Raw genomic sequence first — 18,228 nt, 5'->3', positions numbered from 1 at the left:
CCCCGGCCGGCGTGCTCAGCGGTGCGAGGCCAGCGTCAGGGCCCGGTCCAGCGCCTGCAGGAAGGAGTTGACCGTCGCCCGGTCCCGCACCGCCAGCCGCAGCCACTCCCCGCCGAGGCCGGGGAAGGTGTCGCCGCGCCGCACCGCGAAGCCCAGATCGCGCAGGTGCCGGCGCACGGTGGCCGCCCGGGGCAGCCGGACCAGGACGAAGGGGCCCTCGGCCGGCTCCACCAGCCGCAGCCCGTCCGAGGCGAACTCGCCGAGGCCGGCCACGAGATGGGCGCGGTCCGCGGCGACGCGGTGGGCCGCGTGCCCCGCCTCGGCGAGGGCCCGCGGCTCCATGCAGGCCTCGGCGGCGGCCAGCGCGGGCGTGGAGACCGGCCACAGGGGCTGGGCGCGCTCCAGGCCGGCGATCGTCCCGGGGGCGGCGAGGACGTAACCGATGCGCAGCCCGGCCAGCCCCCAGGTCTTGGTGAGACTGCGCAGGACCACCAGGCCCGGTACGTCCGTCCGGCCGGCCAGCGTCTCCCGCTCCCCGGGCACCGCGTCGATGAACGCCTCGTCGACGACCAGCGTCCGCCCGGGGCGGGCGAGTTCGGCGACGGCCTCGGCGGGGTGCAGGACGGAGGTGGGGTTCGTCGGGTTGCCGATCACCACCAGGTCCGCGTCCTCGGGGACCGCCGCCGGGTCCAGCCGGAAGCCGTGCTCCTCCCGCAGCAGCACCCGGCGCACCGGGTGACCCGCGTCCCGCAGCGCCGCCTCCGGCTCCGTGAACTGGGGGTGGACCACCACGGGTCTGCGGACCTCCAGGGCCCGGGCGAGCAGCACGAAGGCCTCGGCCGCGCCCGCCGTCAGCAGCACCCGCTCCACCGCGAGCCCGTGCCGCGCCGCCACCGCCGCCCGCGCGGCCCGCCCGTCCGGGTAGGCCGCGAGCGAGCCGAGCGCGCCGGCGACCCGCTCGCGCAGCCACGCCGGGGGAGTGCCGGCGCGGACGTTGACGGCCAGGTCGACGAGTGCGGAACCGCCGTCCCGCACCTCGGCGTCCCCGTGGTGGCGCAGATCGTGCTCGTGGTCAGTGTGCATGGGCGTGTCCGCCGTGGTGGTGCCCGTGGTGCGGGTGGCCGTCGTCGTCCGGGTGGAAGTGCGGCTGCTGCGGCATGCCGACCTTGTCCTCGAACCCCGGCAGCGCGACGCGGTACACGCAGGAGTCGCAGTTCATCCGCACATCGCCCCCCGCGGCCTCCTCGTAGCGCTCCATCACCAGGTCGAGCAGCTCCGGCTCCGGCCCGATGACGTCCGCGGAGCGCACCTCGACCGCGCGGTGCGCGGCCGCCCAGTCCGCGGTCTGCTCGCGTACCCGCTCCGGCAGGACGCCGGTGAAGAGGAAGTACGGCAGGACGACGATCCGCCGCGCGCCCAGCCGGGCGCACCGGTCCAGGCCGCTCGGCACGTCCGGCGCCGCGAGCGACACGAACGCCGTCTCCACGCCCGCGTAGCCGCGCCCCTCCCACAGCAGCCGCGCCGCCTTGTGCACCTCGGCGTTGGCGTCGGGATCGGTGGAGCCCCGGCCGACCAGCAGCACGGTCACGTCGGCGCGGTCCCCGGGCCCGCCGCCGAGCGCCTCCTCCAGGCGGCGCTCCAGGACCGAGAGGATCTTGGGGTGCGGGCCCAGCGGGCGCCCGTAGGCGTACGTCAGCCCCGGGTGCCGCTCCCGTTCGCGGGAGAGCGCCGCGGGGATGTCGCCCTTGGCGTGCCCGGCGGACACCAGCATCAGCGGCACGGCGGCGAACCGCCGCACCCCCCGCTCCACCAGCTCGGTCACCGCCTCGCCCAGCGGCGGCGGGGACAGCTCGATGAAGCCGCCCGCGACGGGCAGCCCGGGGTGGCGCTCTCCCAGCCGCCGTACGAAGGCGCGGAACGCCTCGGCTCCGGCGTCGTCCCGGGTGCCGTGGCCGGCGATGAGCAGGGCGGGCGCAGCGGTGGTCACGATGACTCCTCGGAGTGTGGAACGGGGTGGTACAGCAGGGCGTTGAGCGCGGCGGCGGCCACCGCCGACCCGCCCTTCTCGGACACGTTGCTGACGGCGGGCAGCCCGCTCTCGCGCAGCGCGGCCTTGGACTCGACCGCGCCGACGAAGCCGACGGGCAGGCCGATGACGAGCGCCGGGTCGGCGTCCAGGGTGAGCAGCTCCTCCAGGGCGGTCGGCGCGTTGCCGATCACCCAGAGGGCGCCCGGGCCGACCTGTTCGTGAGCGAGCCGTACGGCGTGCGCCGAACGGGTCAGTCCCGGCCCGGCCACGGCGTCCCCGAGGCGGCAGACGGTCTCGCGGCGGGTGATGCCCGCGCCGACCATCTCCACGTCCACGACCACGGGCGCCCCGCCGTGCAGCGCCGCGTGCGCCTTCGTCAGCTCGCCCTCGTCCATGACGAGGTCGCCCGCGTACGCGAGGTCGGCGGCGGAGTGGACGACCCGCTCCACCACCGCGCGCGTCAGCGGCGGGAGGTGCGAGGTGTCCAGGCGGGCCCGCAGCCGCCGGTAGGACTCCTCCTCGATCGGATGGACCACGCGGTTCACCGGGCCTCCCCCTGCCAGCGGTAGCCGCGAGGGGTCACCATGCGGCCCGCGACGATCCGGGTCGCGGTGTTGCCCACGGTCACGACCGTCATCATGTCGACGGTGGCCGGGTCGAGTCCGGCGAGCGTGGTCACCCGGCTCGACTCCTCCGGCCGGGAGGCGTTGCGTACGACGCCGACGGGTGTACCCGGCTCCCGGTGCCCGGCGAGGATCGCGAGCGCCTTCGGCAGCTGCCAGTCACGGCCGCGGGAACGGGGGTTGTAGAAGGTGACCACGAGGTCCGCCTCCGCCGCCGCGCGCACCCGCCGTTCGATGACCTCCCAGGGGGTGTGCAGGTCGGAGAGGCTGATCGACACGTGGTCGTGCCCGAGCGGCGCGCCCAGGATCGCCCCGGCCGCCAGGGCGGCCGTCACGCCGGGCACGCCGATCACGTCGATGTCGTCGGAGGCCTCGGCGAGCGCGGGGGAGGCCATGGCGTACACGCCGGCGTCCCCGCTGCCGATCAGCGCGACGGCCTGGCCGCGACGGGCCTCGACCACCGCGGTCCGGGCCCGCTCCTCCTCGGCGCCGAGCCCCGACTCCAGGACGCGGGTGCCGGGCCGCAGCAGGTCGCGGATCTGGTCGACGTACTGGTCGAGCCCCACGAGCACGGCGGCGCGCCGCAGCTCGGCCGTGGCGCGCGGGGTGAGCAGGTCGCGGGCGCCGGGTCCGAGCCCGACCACCGCGAGCCGCCCGCGCGCCGGACGCCGTACGACGGCACAGGTCGCCATCGCCGCATGCCCGTCCGCACGCGCCGACTTCCGCTTGGGGACGAGGAGTTCACCGCCGCGGGCGAGCGCGGCGGCCTCGGCGACCGAGGGGGTGCCCACGGCGGTGAGGGGGGCGCCGGAGGGGTTGGGGACCGCGACCTTCGCCAGCTCCTCGGCCGGATGGGTCAGCACGGGCACGCCGAACCGCGCGGCCGCCTCGACGATGCCGGGCTCGTCGCGCTTGGCGTCCACGGTGGCGAGGGCGGCGACGCTGCGGGCGGACAGCCCCGCGTCCCGCAGCGCGCCCTCGACCAGTGCGCACACCTCGTCCGCCGAGACGCCCCTGGACGCGCCGACACCGACGACGAGGGACGGCGGACGCAGCAGCACCTCACCGCCCTGCGGCCGCACCGCACGGTCCGTCAGCCGGACGGTGTGCCCGCCCCGGGCGGCGAACGGCAGCGCCGGCAGGGGCCACGGCACCTCGGCGTCCAGCGTGACCGGCTCCCCGTCCAGCAGCGCCCGCGTCACCCCGGCGACGTCGCCCTCCACGGGCAGCCCCAGCGTGTCCAGGCCGGGGACGCCGACGGCATCGGTCGCCGTGGTCACCACGGGCTCGGCACCCAGCACCCCGCCCACCCGCCGGGCGAGTTCGTTCGCGCCGCCGGCGTGCCCGCCGACCAGCGACACGGCGAACCGCCCGCCCTCGTCGACGCAGACCACACCGGGGTCGGTCGCCTTGCCGCCCAGCAGCGGCGCCACGAGCCGTACGACGGCACCGGTCGCGAGGAAGCACACGAGCTGCTCGCACTCCGCGAACGCGGCCCGTACGGCGTCCCCCACGGGCCCCTCGTACACGCGCGTGCGCCGCGGCCAGGCGGCGGCCAGCCGGTCGCGCGCCGCCGCCCCCGCCGCGGTGGCGGAAATCAGGCCGATCACAGGGCAACTCCTTCGTCAGCGACGGCGCGCGGTCGCACGCCCCACAGCAGGAAAACGGGATTGGCCGCCGCCAGCCGGGTCACGTCCCCCGGCAGCGGCGCGAGCCGGGAGGACTGCAGCAGCACCCCGTCGCAGGCCAGCCCGGCGCCGCCGAGCGCGGCGCGCACCGCGGGCACCCGGTCCAGCGCGGCCACGGCGACCACGACCGTCCGCCGGGCCCGCCGCGCGCACGCGCCGACGATGCCGGGCAGTCCGCGGCCCCCGCCCCCGACGAACACCGCGTCAGGGGCGTCGAGACCGTCCAGGGCGGCGGGTGCCTCACCGTGCACCACGTGCACGTCCACGCCGTGCGCGGCGGCGTTGGCGCGGATCCGCCCCACCCCGTCCGCGGCCTTCTCGACCGCGCTGACGGCGGCGCCCAGCCGCGCGCACTCCACGGCCACCGACCCCGAGCCGGAGCCGACGTCCCACACCAGGTCGCCGGGGCGCGGCCCGAGCCGGGCCAGCGCCAGGGCCCGCACCTCGTACTTGGTGATCATCGAGTCGCGGTGCGCGAAGTCGCCCTCGTCCAGCGCCCATCCGGCGGGCCGGCCGGCCGCCCCCGCGAGCGTGCGCGCGGCACCGGGCGCCCGCGTCTCGTCCAGGCACAGCACGACGCTCACCGCCGTGCCCCAGTCGCGGGCCGCGGCCTCGGCGGGGGAGACCCGCTGCACGCGCTCCGCCGCCGAGCCCAGCGCGGAGGCGACGACGAGGACCCGGTCCGGCACGGTACGGGCGAGCGCGGCGCCCAGCTGGGCGGGAGAGGCGCCCGGCCCGGTGAGCACGGCGACCTTCGGGTGTGCCCGGCACACGTTGACGGCCGTGCGCGGATCCCGCCCGTGCGCGCTGACCACGACCGCGTCGTCCCAGGTCAGTCCCAGCCGTGCGAAGGCGGCGGCGACGGACGGGACGCCCGGCCGCACGTCGAGGCGCCGCGCGCCGAACCGCTCGGCCAGCGCCTGCACGATCCCGAAGAACCCCGGGTCCCCGGAGGCCAGCACGACCACGCGCCGCTCGGCGGCGACGTACTCCTCGACGACGTCCAGGGCGGGTGCCAGCGGACCGAGCACGATCCGCTCGGCGGCCGCGGGCAGCCGTACGGCGTCCAGGTGCCGGCGCCCGCCCACGACGAGCTCGGCGTCCGCCACCGCGTCGGTGACGGCCGGCGCGCCCGTCCCCGTGCCGATGACCGTGATCACGTGCTCGCCCCGCGTTCGCGCAGGGCCTTGCGGGCCTGCGGGTCGGCCCTGCGGTAGCCGTGGAAGTGGCCGGGGTGGTACAGGTGCGACCGGGTGCCCTCGGCGTCCAGCGCGGGGCCGACCACGAAGAGCGTGTGCTTCCAGAGCCTGTGCTCCTTGACCGTCTCCTCCAGCGTCCCCACCGTGCACTTCACGACGAGTTCCTCCGGCCAGGTCGCCTGGTGGGCGACGACGACCGGGGTGGACGTCGGATAGCCGCCCTCCAGCAGCTCCCGCACCAGCTGCCCGCTGCGGGCGGCGGACAGGAAGATCGCCATGGTGGTGCCGTGCCTGGCGAACTCCCGCACCTCCTCCCCGGGCGGCATCGGCGTCTTGCCGCCGCCGAGCCGGGTGAGCACCACCGACTGCGCGACCTCCGGGACGGTCAGCTCGCGCCGCGCGAGCGCGGCGACGGCGGAGAACGCGGAGACACCGGGCACGACCTCGGTCTCCACGCCGATCCGCGCGCACCGGTCGAGCTGCTCCTGCGTGCCGCCCCACAGCGCGGGGTCGCCGGAGTGCACCCGGGCCACCCGCAGCCCCTCCGCCCGGGCCCGCTCGTAGACGGTGACGACGTCCTCCAGGGACATCGTCGCCGAGTCGAGGATCTCCGCGTCCCGGCGCGCGTGCTCGAGGACCTCCGCCTGCACCAGGCTCGCGGCCCAGATCACGATGTCGGCCTCGGCGATGGCGCGCGCGGCACGGAACGTCAGCAGGTCGGCGGCGCCGGGGCCGGCACCGACGAAGGTCACCTTGCCGGTGGTGGCGTCGGCCATGAAAATCGGTCCTCTCTGGACAAAAGGTCATACAGGCGGTGCCGGTGGGGCCGCACGATGTGCGCGAACGGCCGTTGATCGGATAACAAGGCCCCATGGCGGTCTTCGTCGCGCTCGGCGCGTTCCTGATGACGCTGGCCGGCGGCTGGACGGCGCAGCGGGTGACCGACCGCCGCCATCTGGTCCTGGGGCTGGCCGGCGGACTGATGCTCGGTGTCGTCGGCCTGGACCTGCTGCCGGAAGCCCTGAAAGCGGCCGGCGGCGAGGTCTTCGGCGTGCCGGCGGCCCTGCTGCTGTTCGTGACGGGCTTCCTCGTGGCCCATCTGGTGGAACGGCTGCTGGCCGCCCGCCAGGCCTCGCACGGCGGCGAGGAGAACAGTGGCCGGGTGCCCGAGGTGGGTCTGACGGCCGCGGCGGCCATGGTCGGTCACAGCGCCATGGACGGTGTGGCGATCGGCGCGGCCTTCCAGGTCGGCGGCGGCATGGGCACGGCGGTCGCGCTGGCCGTCGTCGCCCACGACTTCGCGGACGGCTTCAACACGTACACGATCACGAGCCTGTACGGCAACGCCCGCCGCAAGGCGCTGACCATGCTGTTCGCGGACGCGGCGGCACCGGTCGCGGGTGCCGCCTCGACCACGTTCGTCACCATCCCGGAGGGACTGCTCGGCGGCTATCTCGGGCTCTTCGGCGGCGTACTGCTCTACCTCGCCGCGGCCGAGATCCTGCCCGAGGCGCACCACGAGCACCCCGCCCGCTCGACGCTGCTGTGCACGGTCGCGGGCGCGCTGTTCATCTGGCTGGTGGTGGGCCTGGCCGGCTGAGCCGGGCCCGCCGCGCCTTCTGCGGGGTGTCACAGCTTGCCGCCCCGCCCGCCGTCGCGCCGCGCGGGCGCGATGAGCGTGGAGAGGTACGGCAGGGGGGTCCCGTCGAGTTCGGCGGCGGGCCGGATCGACTCGGCCTCGAGCCCGAGCGCGCAGCCCCACACGGCGCCGTCGAGCCGTCCCGTCTCGCGCAGCGCCTCGGCGACCTCACCGGCCTGCCGGCCGAACTTGTAGGCGACGACGGTGCCCGGCCCGGCCAGCGCGTCCTTGAGCACGGCGGCCCCGGCGGTGACGGGCACGAGGACGAGCGGCTCGGTGCCCTCGGTGAGCACGGCCCCCGACCGTGCCGCGAGGTCCTGCATGGCGGTGATGCCGGGCACGGTCTCCACCACCGTTCCCGCAACCAGCGCGGCGACGGTCTGCGCGAGATAGGTGAAGGTGGAGTACACGTTGGGGTCGCCGATGGTGGCGAAGGCGACGCTCCCGTGCTCCCGCAGGAGCTGGGCGACCCGCTCCCCGGCCGCGTCCCAGGCGGCCACCCGCCGTCCCCGGTCGCTGCGCTCGTTGAGCGCGAACACGACCCGTACGACCTTCTCCGCGGGCACGTAGTGCAGCACGGTCGCCTCGGCGCGCCCGCGTTCCCCGGTGTCCATGACGGGCACGACGACAACCCCGGCGGCCCGTAGCGCGTTGACGCCCTTGACGGTCACCAGCTCGGGGTCGCCGGGCCCCACTCCCACTCCGGTCAGCCTGCTGCTCATGACGTCCGGCACCTCTCCACGAACCGACGGGCGGCACCGGGCAGCGAGGCCCAGTGCGTGTGCAGATAGCTCGCGTGCACACCGTGTTGCACGAAACCTTCGACGCGCCGCCCGGGGGCGCGCACCCCCCATGCCGGAGCCGTCCCCGCCCCCGGTTCGACGACGGTCCGGTGGAACTCGTGCCCCCGCGTCCGCGTCCCGGCGACGGCCAGCGCGCTGTCGCTCACGGCCACGGCGTCGCGGTACCCGAGGGTCAGCCGCTCGCTCATCCGCGCGGTGGCGTCCAGCACCCCGCACATCGGCAGCCCGTCCAGCTCCCGGCACAGATACAGCAGCCCGGCACACTCGGCCGCGACGGGCGCCCCGCTCCCGGCGAGCGCGGCGACGGCCTTCCGCAACGGCTCGTTGGCGGACAACTCGGCGGCGTACACCTCGGGGAACCCGCCGCCGATGACCACACCCCTGGTGCCGTCCGGCAGTTGCTCGTCCCGCAGCGGATCGAAGACGACGACCTCGGCACCCGCGGCGGTCAGCAGCTCGGCGTGCTCGGCATAGGAGAACGTGAACGCGCTGCCGCCGGCCACGGCGATCGTCAGCCCGTCCGCCGTCCGCGGACGAGGCCCTCCGGACCGACGGGGGCCCGGAGGCCCAGCCCCCACAGCCTCAGCCGCGTCCCACGCCGCACACGGCAACGTCCCCGCACTCCGCGCCAGCGCCCACAGCGCGTCCACGTCGCACCCGGCAGCGACCTGCGCCCCCATCGCCGCCACGGCCCCCACCGCGGCGGCGCCCCGCTCCGCGACCGGTACCAGCCCCAGGTGCCGTGACGGCGTGTGCACCGGCGCGGCCCGCCGCAGCGCACCCAGCACCGGTACCCCGGCCGCGTCCAGCGCCTCCCGCAGAAGCGCCTCGTGCCGGTCGGAGGCCACCTTGTTCAGGATCACGCCGCCGACCCGCACCTCCGGGTCCCAGGAGGCGAACCCGTGCACCAGCGCCGCCACCGACCGCGACTGCGAGGACGCGTCCACGACCAGCACGACGGGCGCCCGCAGCAGCTTGGCGACATGGGCGGTGGAGGCCAGCTCGCCTTCGCCGGCCGCCCCGTCGAACAGCCCCATCACCCCCTCGACGACGGCGACGTCGCAGCCGCGCGCCCCGTGCGCGAACAGCGGCCCGATCAGCTCCGGCCCGCACAGACAGGCGTCGAGGTTGCGCCCCACCCGCCCGGTGGCGAGCGCGTGGTAGCCGGGGTCGATGTAGTCCGGCCCGGCCTTGTGCGGGGACACGGCGAGCCCCCGCGCGGCGAACGCGGCCATCAGGCCCGTGGCGACGGTGGTCTTGCCGCTGCCGGAGGAGGGCGCGGCGATGACCAGCCGGGGCACACCGGTCACCACTCGATGCCCCTCTGACCCTTCTGGCCCGCGTCCATGGGGTGCTTGACCTTGGACATGTCGGTCACGAGGTCGGCGAAGCCGACGAGCTTGTCGGGGGCGTTCCGCCCGGTGATCACCACGTGCTGGGTCCCGGGCCGGTCCCGCAGCACGTCGACCACCTCGTCGGTGTCGACCCACCCCCAGTGCATCGGGTACGCGAACTCGTCGAGGACGTAGAGCCGGTACGTCTCGGCGGCCAGGTCCCGCTTGACCTGCTCCCAGCCCTCGCGGGCCTTCTCCTCGTTGTCCAGCTGCTCGTCGCGCTGCACCCACGACCAGCCCTCGCCCATCTTGTGCCAGTCGACCGTCCCGCCCTCGCCGGAGGCGCCGAGCACCCGCAGCGCGTTCTCCTCGCCGACCTTCCACTTGGCCGACTTCACGAACTGGAACACCCCGATCGGCCACCCCTGGTTCCAGGCCCGCAGCGCGAGCCCGAAAGCGGCGGTGGACTTGCCCTTCCCGACCCCGGTGTGCACGACGACAAGAGGCCGGTTGCGGCGCTGACGGGTCGTCAGTCCGTCGTCCGGCACGACACTCGGCTGTCCCTGCGGCATCACGCGGCCCTCCTCGACGTCCCCTGCACATCCCTCACCAGCCCGGCGATCGAGTCCGCCCGCAGCTCGTCCAGCGTCACCGCCGTGCCGCCGAGGTCTCCCGCGAGCTGCCCCGCGAGCCCCAGCCGCACCGGTCCCGACTCGCAGTCGACCACCACCGAGGCGGTCCCCTCGGCCGCGAACAGCCGCGCCGCCCGCCCGGCGAGCGCGACCGGCTCGGGGCCGCCCGTGGCCCGCCCGTCGGTCACCACCACGACGAGCGCGCGCCGCGCCGGATCCCGCAGCCGTTCCACCCGCAGCACGTCGTGCGCCTTCAGCAGCCCCGCCGCCAGCGGCGTCCGGCCCCCCGTCGGCAGGGACTCCAGCCGGACCGCCGCCGCGTCCACGGACGAGGTCGGGGGCAGCGCCACATCGGCCGCCGACCCCCGGAAGGTCACCAGCCCCACCTTGTCCCGCCGCTGGTAGGCGTCGAGCAGCAGCGACAGCACGGCGCCCTTCACGGCGCCCATCCGCTGCCGAGCCGCCATGGACCCCGACGCGTCGACGACGAACAGCACGAGGTTGCCCTCGCGCCCCTCGCGCGTCGCCTGCCGCAGATCGTCGCGCCGGACCACCAGCCCGCGACCGGAGCGTCCGCGCGCCCGCTGGTGCGGGGCGGCGGCCCGCACGGTCGCCGCCAGGTGCAGCTTGGTCAGGGCGCCCCGCGGCCGCCGCGCCCCCGTCGTCCGCCCGTGCTCGGTCCGCGCCCGCGAGCGCCGCCCGGCGGCCCCCTCGCCGATCCCGGGAACGCTCAGCACCTTGGTCCTGAACGGCTCGGAGGCGCGTACGGCGGACTGCTCCGCGGCACCGGAGGGCTGCGGCGCGCCGTCCTCGCCGGCCTCGGGACGGGCCCCGGTCTCCCCGCCCTGCGGCCCCTCGTCCGGCGCCGGCCGCCCGCCGCCCCCGCCGCCCCCGCCGTCCGGACCCGGGTCGTCGTCGTCCTCCGGCTCGGCGGACTCCTCCAGCGCCTCGTCCAGCTTGTCCTCGTCGAGGCCCGGCGCGTCGAAGGGGTTGCGGCGGCGCCGGTGCGGCAGCGCGAGCAGTGCCGCCCGCCGAACGTCCTCGGCGAGCACCTCGGCCCGCCCGGCCCAGGCCGCGAGCGCGGTGGCGGTACGGGCCATCACGATGTCGGCGCGCATGCCGTCCACCTCGAAGGCGGCGCACGTCGCCGCGATCTGCCTGAGCGCCGCGTCGCCCAGCCGCACCGACGGCAGCACCTTCCGTGCCGCGACGATGCGCCGGCGTACCGCGGCCTCCTCGTCCGCCCAGCGGGCCGCGAAACCGGCCGGATCGTCGTCGTAGGCGAGGCGCCGGCGCACCACCTCCACCCGCTGGTCCGGCTCCCGCGAGGCCGCGACCTCGACGGTCAGCCCGAACCGGTCGAGCAGCTGCGGCCGCAGCTCGCCCTCCTCGGGGTTCATGGTGCCGACGAGCAGGAAGCGGGCGGCGTGCCGCACGGAGACGCCCTCGCGCTCCACGTACGAGGCGCCCATCGCGGCGGCGTCCAGCAGCAGGTCGACCAGGTGGTCGTGGAGGAGGTTGACCTCGTCGACGTAGAGGACGCCGCGGTGCGCCTCGGCGAGCAGGCCGGGCTCGAAGGCCTTCACGCCCTCCGCCAGCGCCCGCTCGATGTCCAGGGCGCCGACCAGCCGGTCCTCCGAGGCGCCGACCGGCAGTTCGACCATCCGCGCCGGGCGGGTCCCGAGCGCCCCCGGCGCGTGCGGACCGTCCGGGCACGCCGGGTCGGGGGCGGCGGGATCGCAGGAGAAGCGGCACCCGGAGACGACGTCCAGTTCGGGCAGCAGCGACGAGAGGGCGCGCACGGCGGTGCTCTTCGCCGTCCCCTTCTCGCCCCGCACCAGGACGCCGCCCACGGCAGGGCTCACCGCGTTGAGGAGCAGGGCCAAACGCAGATCGTCCTGCCCGACGACTGCAGTGAAGGGAAAGGGCGTGCTCATGCCTGGATCACTCCTTCGAGTGGCCGGTGTCCAAGTCGGCCGCGTGCCGGGCACACGGCTGCCAACGTGTCGCTCGGATCCCCGCCGATGCGGGGGTGGCCCGTCCCGTTTCCCCGGGTCCAAGACGTACTCGGTGTGCTTCCCGCCGACGCGGGGATGTCCCGGGAGATCACGCGTCTCCCTCCAGATCTCCCTCGAGTTCGAGGTAGGTCGCCCGGAGCCGGTCCAAGGTCTCCTGGTCCGGCTCCGCCCACAGCCCGCGGTCAGCCGCCTCCAGCAGCCTTTCCGTGATGCCGCGCAACGCCCAGGGGTTGGACTTCCGCATGAACGCCTGGTTCTCGGGCGAGAACACGTACTCGGCCGACAACTTCTCGTACATCCAGTCGTCGACCACGCCCGCCGTGGCGTCGTAGCCGAACAGGTAGTCCACCGTGGCCGCCATCTCGAAGGCGCCCTTGTAGCCGTGCCGGCGCATCGCCGCCATCCAGCGCGGGTTGACCACGCGCGCCCGGAAGACCCGGTGCGTCTCCTCGCCCAGCGTGCGGGTCCTCACCTGGTCGGGGGTGGCGGAGTCGCCGACGTACGCCTCGGGGCTCTCGCCCGTCAGATGGCGCACCATGGCGACCATGCCGCCGTGGTACTGGAAGTAGTCGTCGGCGTCGACGAGGTCGTGCTCGCGGGTGTCGACGTTCTTGGCGGCGACCGCGATCCGCCGGAACGCCGTCTCCATGTCCCCGCGCGCGGCCCGCCCGTCGAGCCCGCGCCCGTAGGCGTAGCCGCCCCAGACCGCGTACACCTCGGCGAGGTCGGCGTCGGAGCGCCAGTTGCGGGCGTCGATCAGGGGCAGCAGGCCGGCGCCGTACGCGCCCGGCTTGGAGCCGAAGACACGGGCCGTCGCGCGCCGCCGGTCGCCGTGCTCGGCGGTGTCCTGGTCGGCGTGCGCCTTGACGAAGTTCCGCTCGGCGGGCTCCGGCAGCTCGGCCACCTCCCGCACCGCGTCGTCGATCAGCCCGACGACGTGCGGGAAGGCGTCCCGGAAGAAGCCGGAGATACGGACCGTGACGTCGATGCGGGGGCGCCCGAGCTCCGCGAGCGGGACGATCTCGAAGCCGGTGACCCGGCGCGAGGCGTCGTCCCACACCGGCCGGCAGCCCAGCAGCGCCAGGACCTCGGCGATGTCGTCGCCCTGGGTGCGCATCGCGGACGTGCCCCAGACCGTCAGGCCGACGGACTTCGGGTACGCGCCGGTGTCCTGCAGATAGCGCTGGACGAGCGAGTCGGCGAGCGACTGCCCGACCTCCCAACTCAGCCTGGACGGGATGGCCTTGGGGTCGACCGAGTAGAAGTTGCGGCCGGTCGGTAGGACGTTGACCAGGCCGCGGGTGGGGGAGCCGGACGGCCCGGCCGGGACGTAACCGCCGTCGAGCGCCTTGAGGATGTGGCCGATCTCGTCTCTCGTGCGGGCCAGCCGCGGCACGACCTCGGTGCACGCGAACTCCACCACGGCGACCGCCTCCGGCAGTTCGGCGCCCAGGACGTCACGGACCAGGCCCGGGGCGGCGGCCACGGCCCACTCCCGCTCCTCCATCCCCTCCGCGATCCGCCGGCACAGCCGCTCCAGCAGGTCGATCGCGTCGGCGGCCGAACGGGACGGACCCTCGACGAGGTCCGTGAGCTCCGCCGGCACCTTCACCGGCGCGCCCGGCTCGGCCAGCAACTCCTTCTCCACCAGCCCGAAACGGGCCGCCAGCGAAGCCCTGAGCCCCGGCAGCGCGTTCGCCTGCCCGCCCCACACCTGGGAGGCGCGCAGCACGGCGAGCACGAGGTTCACCCGCGGCTCGCCGACCGGGCCGCCGCCGAGGACGTGCAGGCCGTCGCGGATCTGCACGTCCTTGATCTCGCACAGATAGCCGTCGATGTGCATGACGAACTCGTCGAAGTCGCCGTCGTCCGGCTGTTCGTCCACGTGCAGGTCGTGGTGGAGCTCGGCCGCCTTCACCAGCGTCCAGATCTGCGCGCGCACCGCCGGGGCCTTCGCCGGGTCCAGGTCGGAGACGAGCGCGTACTCGTCGAGCAGCTGCTCCAGCCTGGCCAGGTCGCCGTAGGTGTCGGCCCGTGCCATCGGCGGTACGAGGTGGTCGACGACCGTGGCGTGCCCGCGCCGCTTGGCCTGGGTGCCCTCACCGGGGTCGTTGACGATGAAGGGGTAGATCAGGGGCAGTTCACCGAGCACCGCGTCCGGGGCGCAGCCGCGGGAGAGGCCGAGTCCCTTGCCGGGCAGCCACTCCATCGTGCCGTGCTTGCCCATGTGCACGATCGCGTCGGCGCCGAAGCTGTTCTCCAGCCAGCGGTAGGCCGCCAGGTAGTGGTGCGACGGCGGCATGTCGGGGTCGTGGTAGATCGCGATCGGGTTCTCGCCGAAGCCGCGCGGCGGCTGGATCATCACGACGACGTTGCCGAACCGCAGGCAGGCGAGCACGATGTCCTCCCCGTCGACGTACAGCGAGCCCGGCGGCTCGCCCCACGCCTCGGTCATCGCCTCTCTCAGCCCGGGGTCGAGCGTGGCGAACCACGCCCGGTAGTCGGCGAGCGGCACGCGCGCGGGGGCCGCCGCGAGCTGGTCCTCGGTCAGCCACTCGACGTCGTGCCCGCCCGCCTCGATGAGCCGGTGGATCAGCTCGTCGCCGTCCGCGGGGTACCCGCTGACGCCGTATCCGGCCTCCCGCAGCGCGTCCAGGACGCGCACCGCCGAGGCGGGCGTGTCCAGGCCGACGGCGTTGCCGACCCGGGAGTGCTTGGTCGGGTAGGCGGTGAAGACGAGCGCGACCTTCTTCTCGGCGTCGGGCCTGTGCCTCAGCTCCGCGTGCCGTACGGCGATCCCGGCGACCCGCGCGGCCCGCTCCGGGTCCGCCACGTACACGGGCACGTCGTCCGGGCCCTGTTCCTTGAAGGAGAAGGGGACCGTGACGAGCCGCCCGTCGAACTCCGGGATCGCGACCTGCATCGCCGCGTCCATGGGGGAGAGGGCGGCGTCCGACTCCTCCCAGGCGGCCCGCGACGAGGTGAGGCAGAGCCCTTGCAGCACCGGCACGTCCAGGCCGGCGAGCGCCCCGACGTCCCACGCCTCCTCGTCGCCGCCCGCCGACGCCTGCGAGGCGTGGGTGCCGCCCGCGGCGAGGACGGTGGCGACCAGGGTGTCGGCCTTCGCCAGCAGCTCGTACAGGCCCGCGTCCGCGCCGCGCAGCGAACCGCAGTACACGGGCAGGGCGTTGGCGCCGCGCGCCTCGATCGCGTCGCACAGGGTGTCCACGAAGGCGGTGTTGCCGCTCAGTTCGTGGGCCCGGTAGAAGAGCACGCCGACGGTCGGCCGTCCCGCGACGCGCGGACGCTCGCCGTGGACGCCGTACTCCGGCATCCTCCGCGGCTCGACGAACCCCTCGCCCGTCAGCAGCACGGTGTCGGAGAGGAACCGGGCGAGCTCGGTGAGGTTGGCGGGCCCGCCCTCGACGAGGTACTTCAGCGCCTCGGCCACCACACCGGCGGGCACGGACGACTCGGCCATCAACTCCGCGTCCGGGACGGCCTCTCCGCCGAGCAGCACGGTCGGCACGCCGGACGTCCGCAGCGCCGCGAGCCCGTCCTCCCAGGCCCGCTTCCCGCCGAGCAGCCGTACGACGGCGATGTCGGCGCCCGCGAGGAGAGCGGGCAGCTCACCGGCCACGTCCAGCCGGGTGGGGTTGCCGAGCCGGTACGAGGCACCGGACGCGGCCCGCGCGGCCAGCAGATCCGTGTCGGCGGTCGACAACAACAACACTGTGCTCATGCGGGTGCTCCCGGTGGAATGAAGGGCAGTCCTCGCGGTGCGCCGGACTCGATGAGCCGCCACAGCGCGTCCGTGTCCGCGTGCTGTTCGATCAGGTCGCCGAGCCGGTCGAGCCGCTCCTCGCGCAGCGCGGCGAACGAGGTGGCGGGGGCCGGCACGAACCGGCGGCCCGCGGCGGCCGCCACCTCGCGCAGGAAGGCCCGCCGGAATCCGTCCGACTCCAGCGAGCCGTGCCAGTGCGTGCCCCAGGTCTGCCCGACCCGGCAGCCGTCCAGGAAGGGCTCACCGCCGTGCACGGAGGCGACGCCGTGATGGATCTCGTAGCCCTCGACCCGCTCGCCGAGGGCCTCCCCGGCCGGACGGGCGAGGGTCTTCTCACGGGCGAACCGCACCCGCACCGGCAGTACTCCGAGCCCCGCGACCGCGCCGGCCCGCGACTCGACCTCGTCCTCGATGTGCTCACCGAGGAGCTGGAAGCCGCCGCAGACGCCGAGGACCGGGCGGCCCTCCGCGGCCCTGGCGAGCAGAGCGTCCGCGAGCCGGCGCCGCCTGAGCCACTCCAGCGCCCGGACCGTTCCCCGGGTGCCGGGGACGACGACCAGGTCCGCGTCGGCCAGCTCCTCCGGCCGGTCCACGAACCGCACCACGACGCCGGGTTCGGCGGCGAGCGCGTCCACGTCCGTGAAGTTGGACATCAGCGGGACCGCGCACACGGCGACCCGCAGTACCTCCGCACCGGCCGGGGGAGCGGTGTCCGGCTCCCGCGTGCTCCCGTGCGGGGGGACCGCCATCCCGTCCTCCTCGTCGATGCCGAGCCCGCGGCGGAAGGGCAGGACGCCGTACGTCCGCCGCCCGGTCAGCCCGCGCAGCATGCCGAGGCCGGGCTCCAGCAGGCTCACGTCGCCCCGGAACTTGTTGACGAGGAACCCGGCGACGAGCTCCTGGTCCTCGGGCGAGAGCAGCGCGACGGTCCCGAAGAAGGACGCGAAGACGCCGCCGCGGTCGATGTCGCCGACCACGAGCACCGGGAGCCGCGCGCCGCGCGCGATCCCCATGTTGACGATGTCGGTCCGTCGCAGATTGATTTCGGCGGGGCTGCCGGCCCCTTCACAGATCACCGCGTCATACGTGCCCCGCAACTCGGCGAGGCAGTCGAGAACGGTGCCGAGCAGCCGCTGCTGCCGCCCGCCGTGGTATCCGCGCGCACTGAGCTCGCCCACCGGCCTGCCCAGCAGCACCACCTGGCTGCTCCGCTCACCGCCGGGCTTGAGCAGCACCGGGTTCATGAGCGCGGTCGGCTCGATCCGGCACGCCTGCGCCTGCATGGCCTGCGCCCGCCCGATCTCGGCGCCCTCGCGCGTCACGAAGGAGTTCAGCGACATGTTCTGCGCCTTGAAGGGCGCGACCTTGACGCCCTGCCGCACCAGCCAGCGGCAGATCCCGGCGGTCACGACACTCTTGCCGGCGTCGGAGGTGGTGCCGGCGACGAGCAGCCCACCGCCGTTCACGACGCACGCTCCGGCGCCCGCGCCGGGCGCCCTGCCGCCCGTGCCCGCAGCAGCCCCCCGGCCGCGCTGACCCCCAGGGCCAGCCACCCGACCCGGCCGGACAGCCGGACGGCCCGCTCGATGTCCCCGGTCTCCACGGCTCGCCCCTCCCCGTTCAGCACCGGGCGGTGCTCGACGCGCCCCCCGTACGACAACGTCCCACCGAGCCGTACCCCGAGAGCGCCCGCGAAGGACGCCTCCACGGGCCCGGCGTTGGGGCTGGGATGCCTGCCCGCGTCGGCGCGCCAGGCGCGCACGGCCCCGCGGGGATCGCCCCCCGCGACCGCCGCCAGCGCGGCGGTCAGCCGTGCCCCGGGCCACCCGGCGACGTCGTCCAGCCGCGCCGAGGCCCATCCGTAGCGCAGGTACCTGGGCGATCTGTGCCCCACCATGGCGTCGAGCGTGTTGACCGCCCGGAACCCCAGCAGCCCCGGCACCCCGCCGACCGCGCCCCACACCAGCGCCCCCACCACCGCGTCGGACGTGTTCTCCGCGACGGACTCGACGACGGCCCGGGCGATCCCGCCGGCGTCGAGCGCCTGCGGATCCCGCCCGCACAGACGCGGCAGCCGCGCCCGTGCGGCGGCCAGGTCCCCGGCCTCCAGGGCCCGCCCGATGCCCCGGGCTTCGCGCGCGAGGGACGTCCCGCCGACCACGGCCCAGGTGGCGGCGGCGGTCAGCGCGAGAGAGGCGGTGCGGGAAGGACGCAGGCACGACTGCGCCACGGCACCGAGCGCCACGGCACCTGAGGCGCACACGGTGGTGTGCAGCGCGCCCCACCCGCGGTGGTCCCGCCACAGCACCCGCTCCACGGCGGCCGCGGCACGCCCGAAGACGGCGACCGGGTGCCCGCGGCGCGGATCGCCGAGGAGACGGTCACCGAGGAGTCCGGCGGCGGCGCCGTACGCGAAGACGCGACCGGCACGCATCGGCTCAGCCGGCCGTGGGGGCGGGCAGACCTCGGGTGTGGAGTC

14 protein-coding genes are annotated in these 18,228 nt (G+C 75.5%); 1 reads left to right on the top strand and 13 read right to left on the bottom strand.

Translation table 11 applies throughout. The features are described from left to right. Window positions 1-15: 15 nt before the first annotated feature. From cobC to cobM, 6 genes are read right to left on the bottom strand one after another with little or no spacing between them, the layout of a single operon-like run. The gene (gene cobC, locus ACJ9NR_RS09425) at window positions 16-1,083 is read right to left on the bottom strand and encodes an Rv2231c family histidinol phosphate aminotransferase CobC (RefSeq protein ID WP_412491792.1); all 1,068 of its coding nucleotides are present in this window, start codon (window positions 1,081-1,083) and stop codon (window positions 16-18) included. Then, entirely contained in the window at window positions 1,073-1,987 is a 915-nt protein-coding gene (locus tag ACJ9NR_RS09420) for a sirohydrochlorin chelatase (RefSeq protein ID WP_412491791.1), read from the bottom strand. The genes cobC and ACJ9NR_RS09420 overlap by 11 nt, the downstream gene beginning before the upstream one ends. Continuing rightward, window positions 1,984-2,574 carry a precorrin-8X methylmutase gene (locus ACJ9NR_RS09415; protein WP_412491790.1) on the bottom strand — a complete coding sequence of 197 codons (591 nt, stop codon included), beginning with the start codon at window positions 2,572-2,574 and terminating at the stop codon, window positions 1,984-1,986. The genes ACJ9NR_RS09420 and ACJ9NR_RS09415 overlap by 4 nt, the downstream gene beginning before the upstream one ends. Then, window positions 2,571-4,262 (bottom strand): precorrin-3B C(17)-methyltransferase, encoded by a 1,692-nt coding sequence (gene cobJ, locus ACJ9NR_RS09410; protein WP_412491789.1) that lies wholly within the window; start codon window positions 4,260-4,262, stop codon window positions 2,571-2,573. The genes ACJ9NR_RS09415 and cobJ overlap by 4 nt, the downstream gene beginning before the upstream one ends. Then, window positions 4,259-5,500, bottom strand: a complete 1,242-nt coding sequence (gene cbiE / locus ACJ9NR_RS09405) for a precorrin-6y C5,15-methyltransferase (decarboxylating) subunit CbiE (protein ID WP_412491788.1) — start codon at window positions 5,498-5,500, stop codon at window positions 4,259-4,261. The genes cobJ and cbiE overlap by 4 nt, the downstream gene beginning before the upstream one ends. Further along, a complete protein-coding gene (gene cobM, locus ACJ9NR_RS09400) occupies window positions 5,497-6,315 on the bottom strand; it encodes a precorrin-4 C(11)-methyltransferase (RefSeq protein ID WP_412491787.1) in 819 nt (272 codons plus the stop codon). The genes cbiE and cobM overlap by 4 nt, the downstream gene beginning before the upstream one ends. 95 nt (window positions 6,316-6,410) lie before the next feature. Between cobM and ACJ9NR_RS09395 the strand changes: the two genes are divergently transcribed. Then, a complete protein-coding gene (locus ACJ9NR_RS09395) occupies window positions 6,411-7,139 on the top strand; it encodes a ZIP family metal transporter (RefSeq protein WP_412491786.1) in 729 nt (242 codons plus the stop codon). Window positions 7,140-7,168: 29 nt separating this feature from the next. Here the strand turns inward: ACJ9NR_RS09395 and cobI are convergent, their stop codons facing one another. From cobI to ACJ9NR_RS09360, 7 genes are all read right to left on the bottom strand, one after another. Beyond that, window positions 7,169-7,900 carry a precorrin-2 C(20)-methyltransferase gene (gene cobI, locus ACJ9NR_RS09390; RefSeq protein ID WP_412491785.1) on the bottom strand — a complete coding sequence of 244 codons (732 nt, stop codon included), beginning with the start codon at window positions 7,898-7,900 and terminating at the stop codon, window positions 7,169-7,171. Further along, window positions 7,897-9,294 carry a cobyrinic acid a,c-diamide synthase CobB gene (locus ACJ9NR_RS09385; protein ID WP_412491784.1) on the bottom strand — a complete coding sequence of 466 codons (1,398 nt, stop codon included), beginning with the start codon at window positions 9,292-9,294 and terminating at the stop codon, window positions 7,897-7,899. Before ACJ9NR_RS09385 ends, cobI begins: the two co-directional genes overlap by 4 nt. Continuing rightward, the gene (gene cobO, locus ACJ9NR_RS09380; protein ID WP_412491886.1) at window positions 9,288-9,887 is read right to left on the bottom strand and encodes a cob(I)yrinic acid a,c-diamide adenosyltransferase; all 600 of its coding nucleotides are present in this window, start codon (window positions 9,885-9,887) and stop codon (window positions 9,288-9,290) included. Before cobO ends, ACJ9NR_RS09385 begins: the two co-directional genes overlap by 7 nt. Continuing rightward, on the bottom strand, window positions 9,887-11,884 hold the full coding sequence (locus ACJ9NR_RS09375) for a putative cobaltochelatase (RefSeq protein WP_412491783.1): 1,998 nt from the start codon (window positions 11,882-11,884) through the stop codon (window positions 9,887-9,889). Before ACJ9NR_RS09375 ends, cobO begins: the two co-directional genes overlap by 1 nt. A gap of 169 nt (window positions 11,885-12,053) precedes the next feature. Continuing rightward, on the bottom strand, window positions 12,054-15,707 hold the full coding sequence (gene cobN, locus ACJ9NR_RS09370) for a cobaltochelatase subunit CobN (protein WP_412491782.1): 3,654 nt from the start codon (window positions 15,705-15,707) through the stop codon (window positions 12,054-12,056). After that, window positions 15,704-17,215 (bottom strand): cobyric acid synthase, encoded by a 1,512-nt coding sequence (locus tag ACJ9NR_RS09365; protein ID WP_412491781.1) that lies wholly within the window; start codon window positions 17,213-17,215, stop codon window positions 15,704-15,706. The genes cobN and ACJ9NR_RS09365 overlap by 4 nt, the downstream gene beginning before the upstream one ends. Next, a complete protein-coding gene (locus tag ACJ9NR_RS09360; protein ID WP_412491780.1) occupies window positions 17,212-18,183 on the bottom strand; it encodes a cobalamin biosynthesis protein in 972 nt (323 codons plus the stop codon). The genes ACJ9NR_RS09365 and ACJ9NR_RS09360 overlap by 4 nt, the downstream gene beginning before the upstream one ends. Window positions 18,184-18,228 lie beyond the last annotated feature (45 nt).

Origin of the sequence: Streptomyces sediminimaris (assembly GCF_047049295.1) — a bacterium.
Lineage (GTDB): Bacteria > Actinomycetota > Actinomycetes > Streptomycetales > Streptomycetaceae > Streptomyces > Streptomyces sediminimaris.
This window is presented reverse-complemented; position numbering and strand designations above follow the sequence as displayed.

What these genes read in the sequence shown, in the direction of transcription:
- cobM (WP_412491787.1), bottom strand. Translation starts at nt 6,315, where the DNA reads ATGGCCGACGCCACCACCGGCAAGGTGACCTTCGTCGGTGCCGGCCCC.
- ACJ9NR_RS09360 (WP_412491780.1), bottom strand. Translation starts at nt 18,183, where the DNA reads ATGCGTGCCGGTCGCGTCTTCGCGTACGGCGCCGCCGCCGGACTCCTC.
- cobC (WP_412491792.1), bottom strand. Translation starts at nt 1,083, where the DNA reads ATGCACACTGACCACGAGCACGATCTGCGCCACCACGGGGACGCCGAG.
- ACJ9NR_RS09375 (WP_412491783.1), bottom strand. Translation starts at nt 11,884, where the DNA reads ATGAGCACGCCCTTTCCCTTCACTGCAGTCGTCGGGCAGGACGATCTG.
- cobN (WP_412491782.1), bottom strand. Translation starts at nt 15,707, where the DNA reads ATGAGCACAGTGTTGTTGTTGTCGACCGCCGACACGGATCTGCTGGCC.
- ACJ9NR_RS09395 (WP_412491786.1), top strand. Translation starts at nt 6,411, where the DNA reads ATGGCGGTCTTCGTCGCGCTCGGCGCGTTCCTGATGACGCTGGCCGGC.
- cobI (WP_412491785.1), bottom strand. Translation starts at nt 7,900, where the DNA reads ATGAGCAGCAGGCTGACCGGAGTGGGAGTGGGGCCCGGCGACCCCGAG.
- cobO (WP_412491886.1), bottom strand. Translation starts at nt 9,887, where the DNA reads ATGCCGCAGGGACAGCCGAGTGTCGTGCCGGACGACGGACTGACGACC.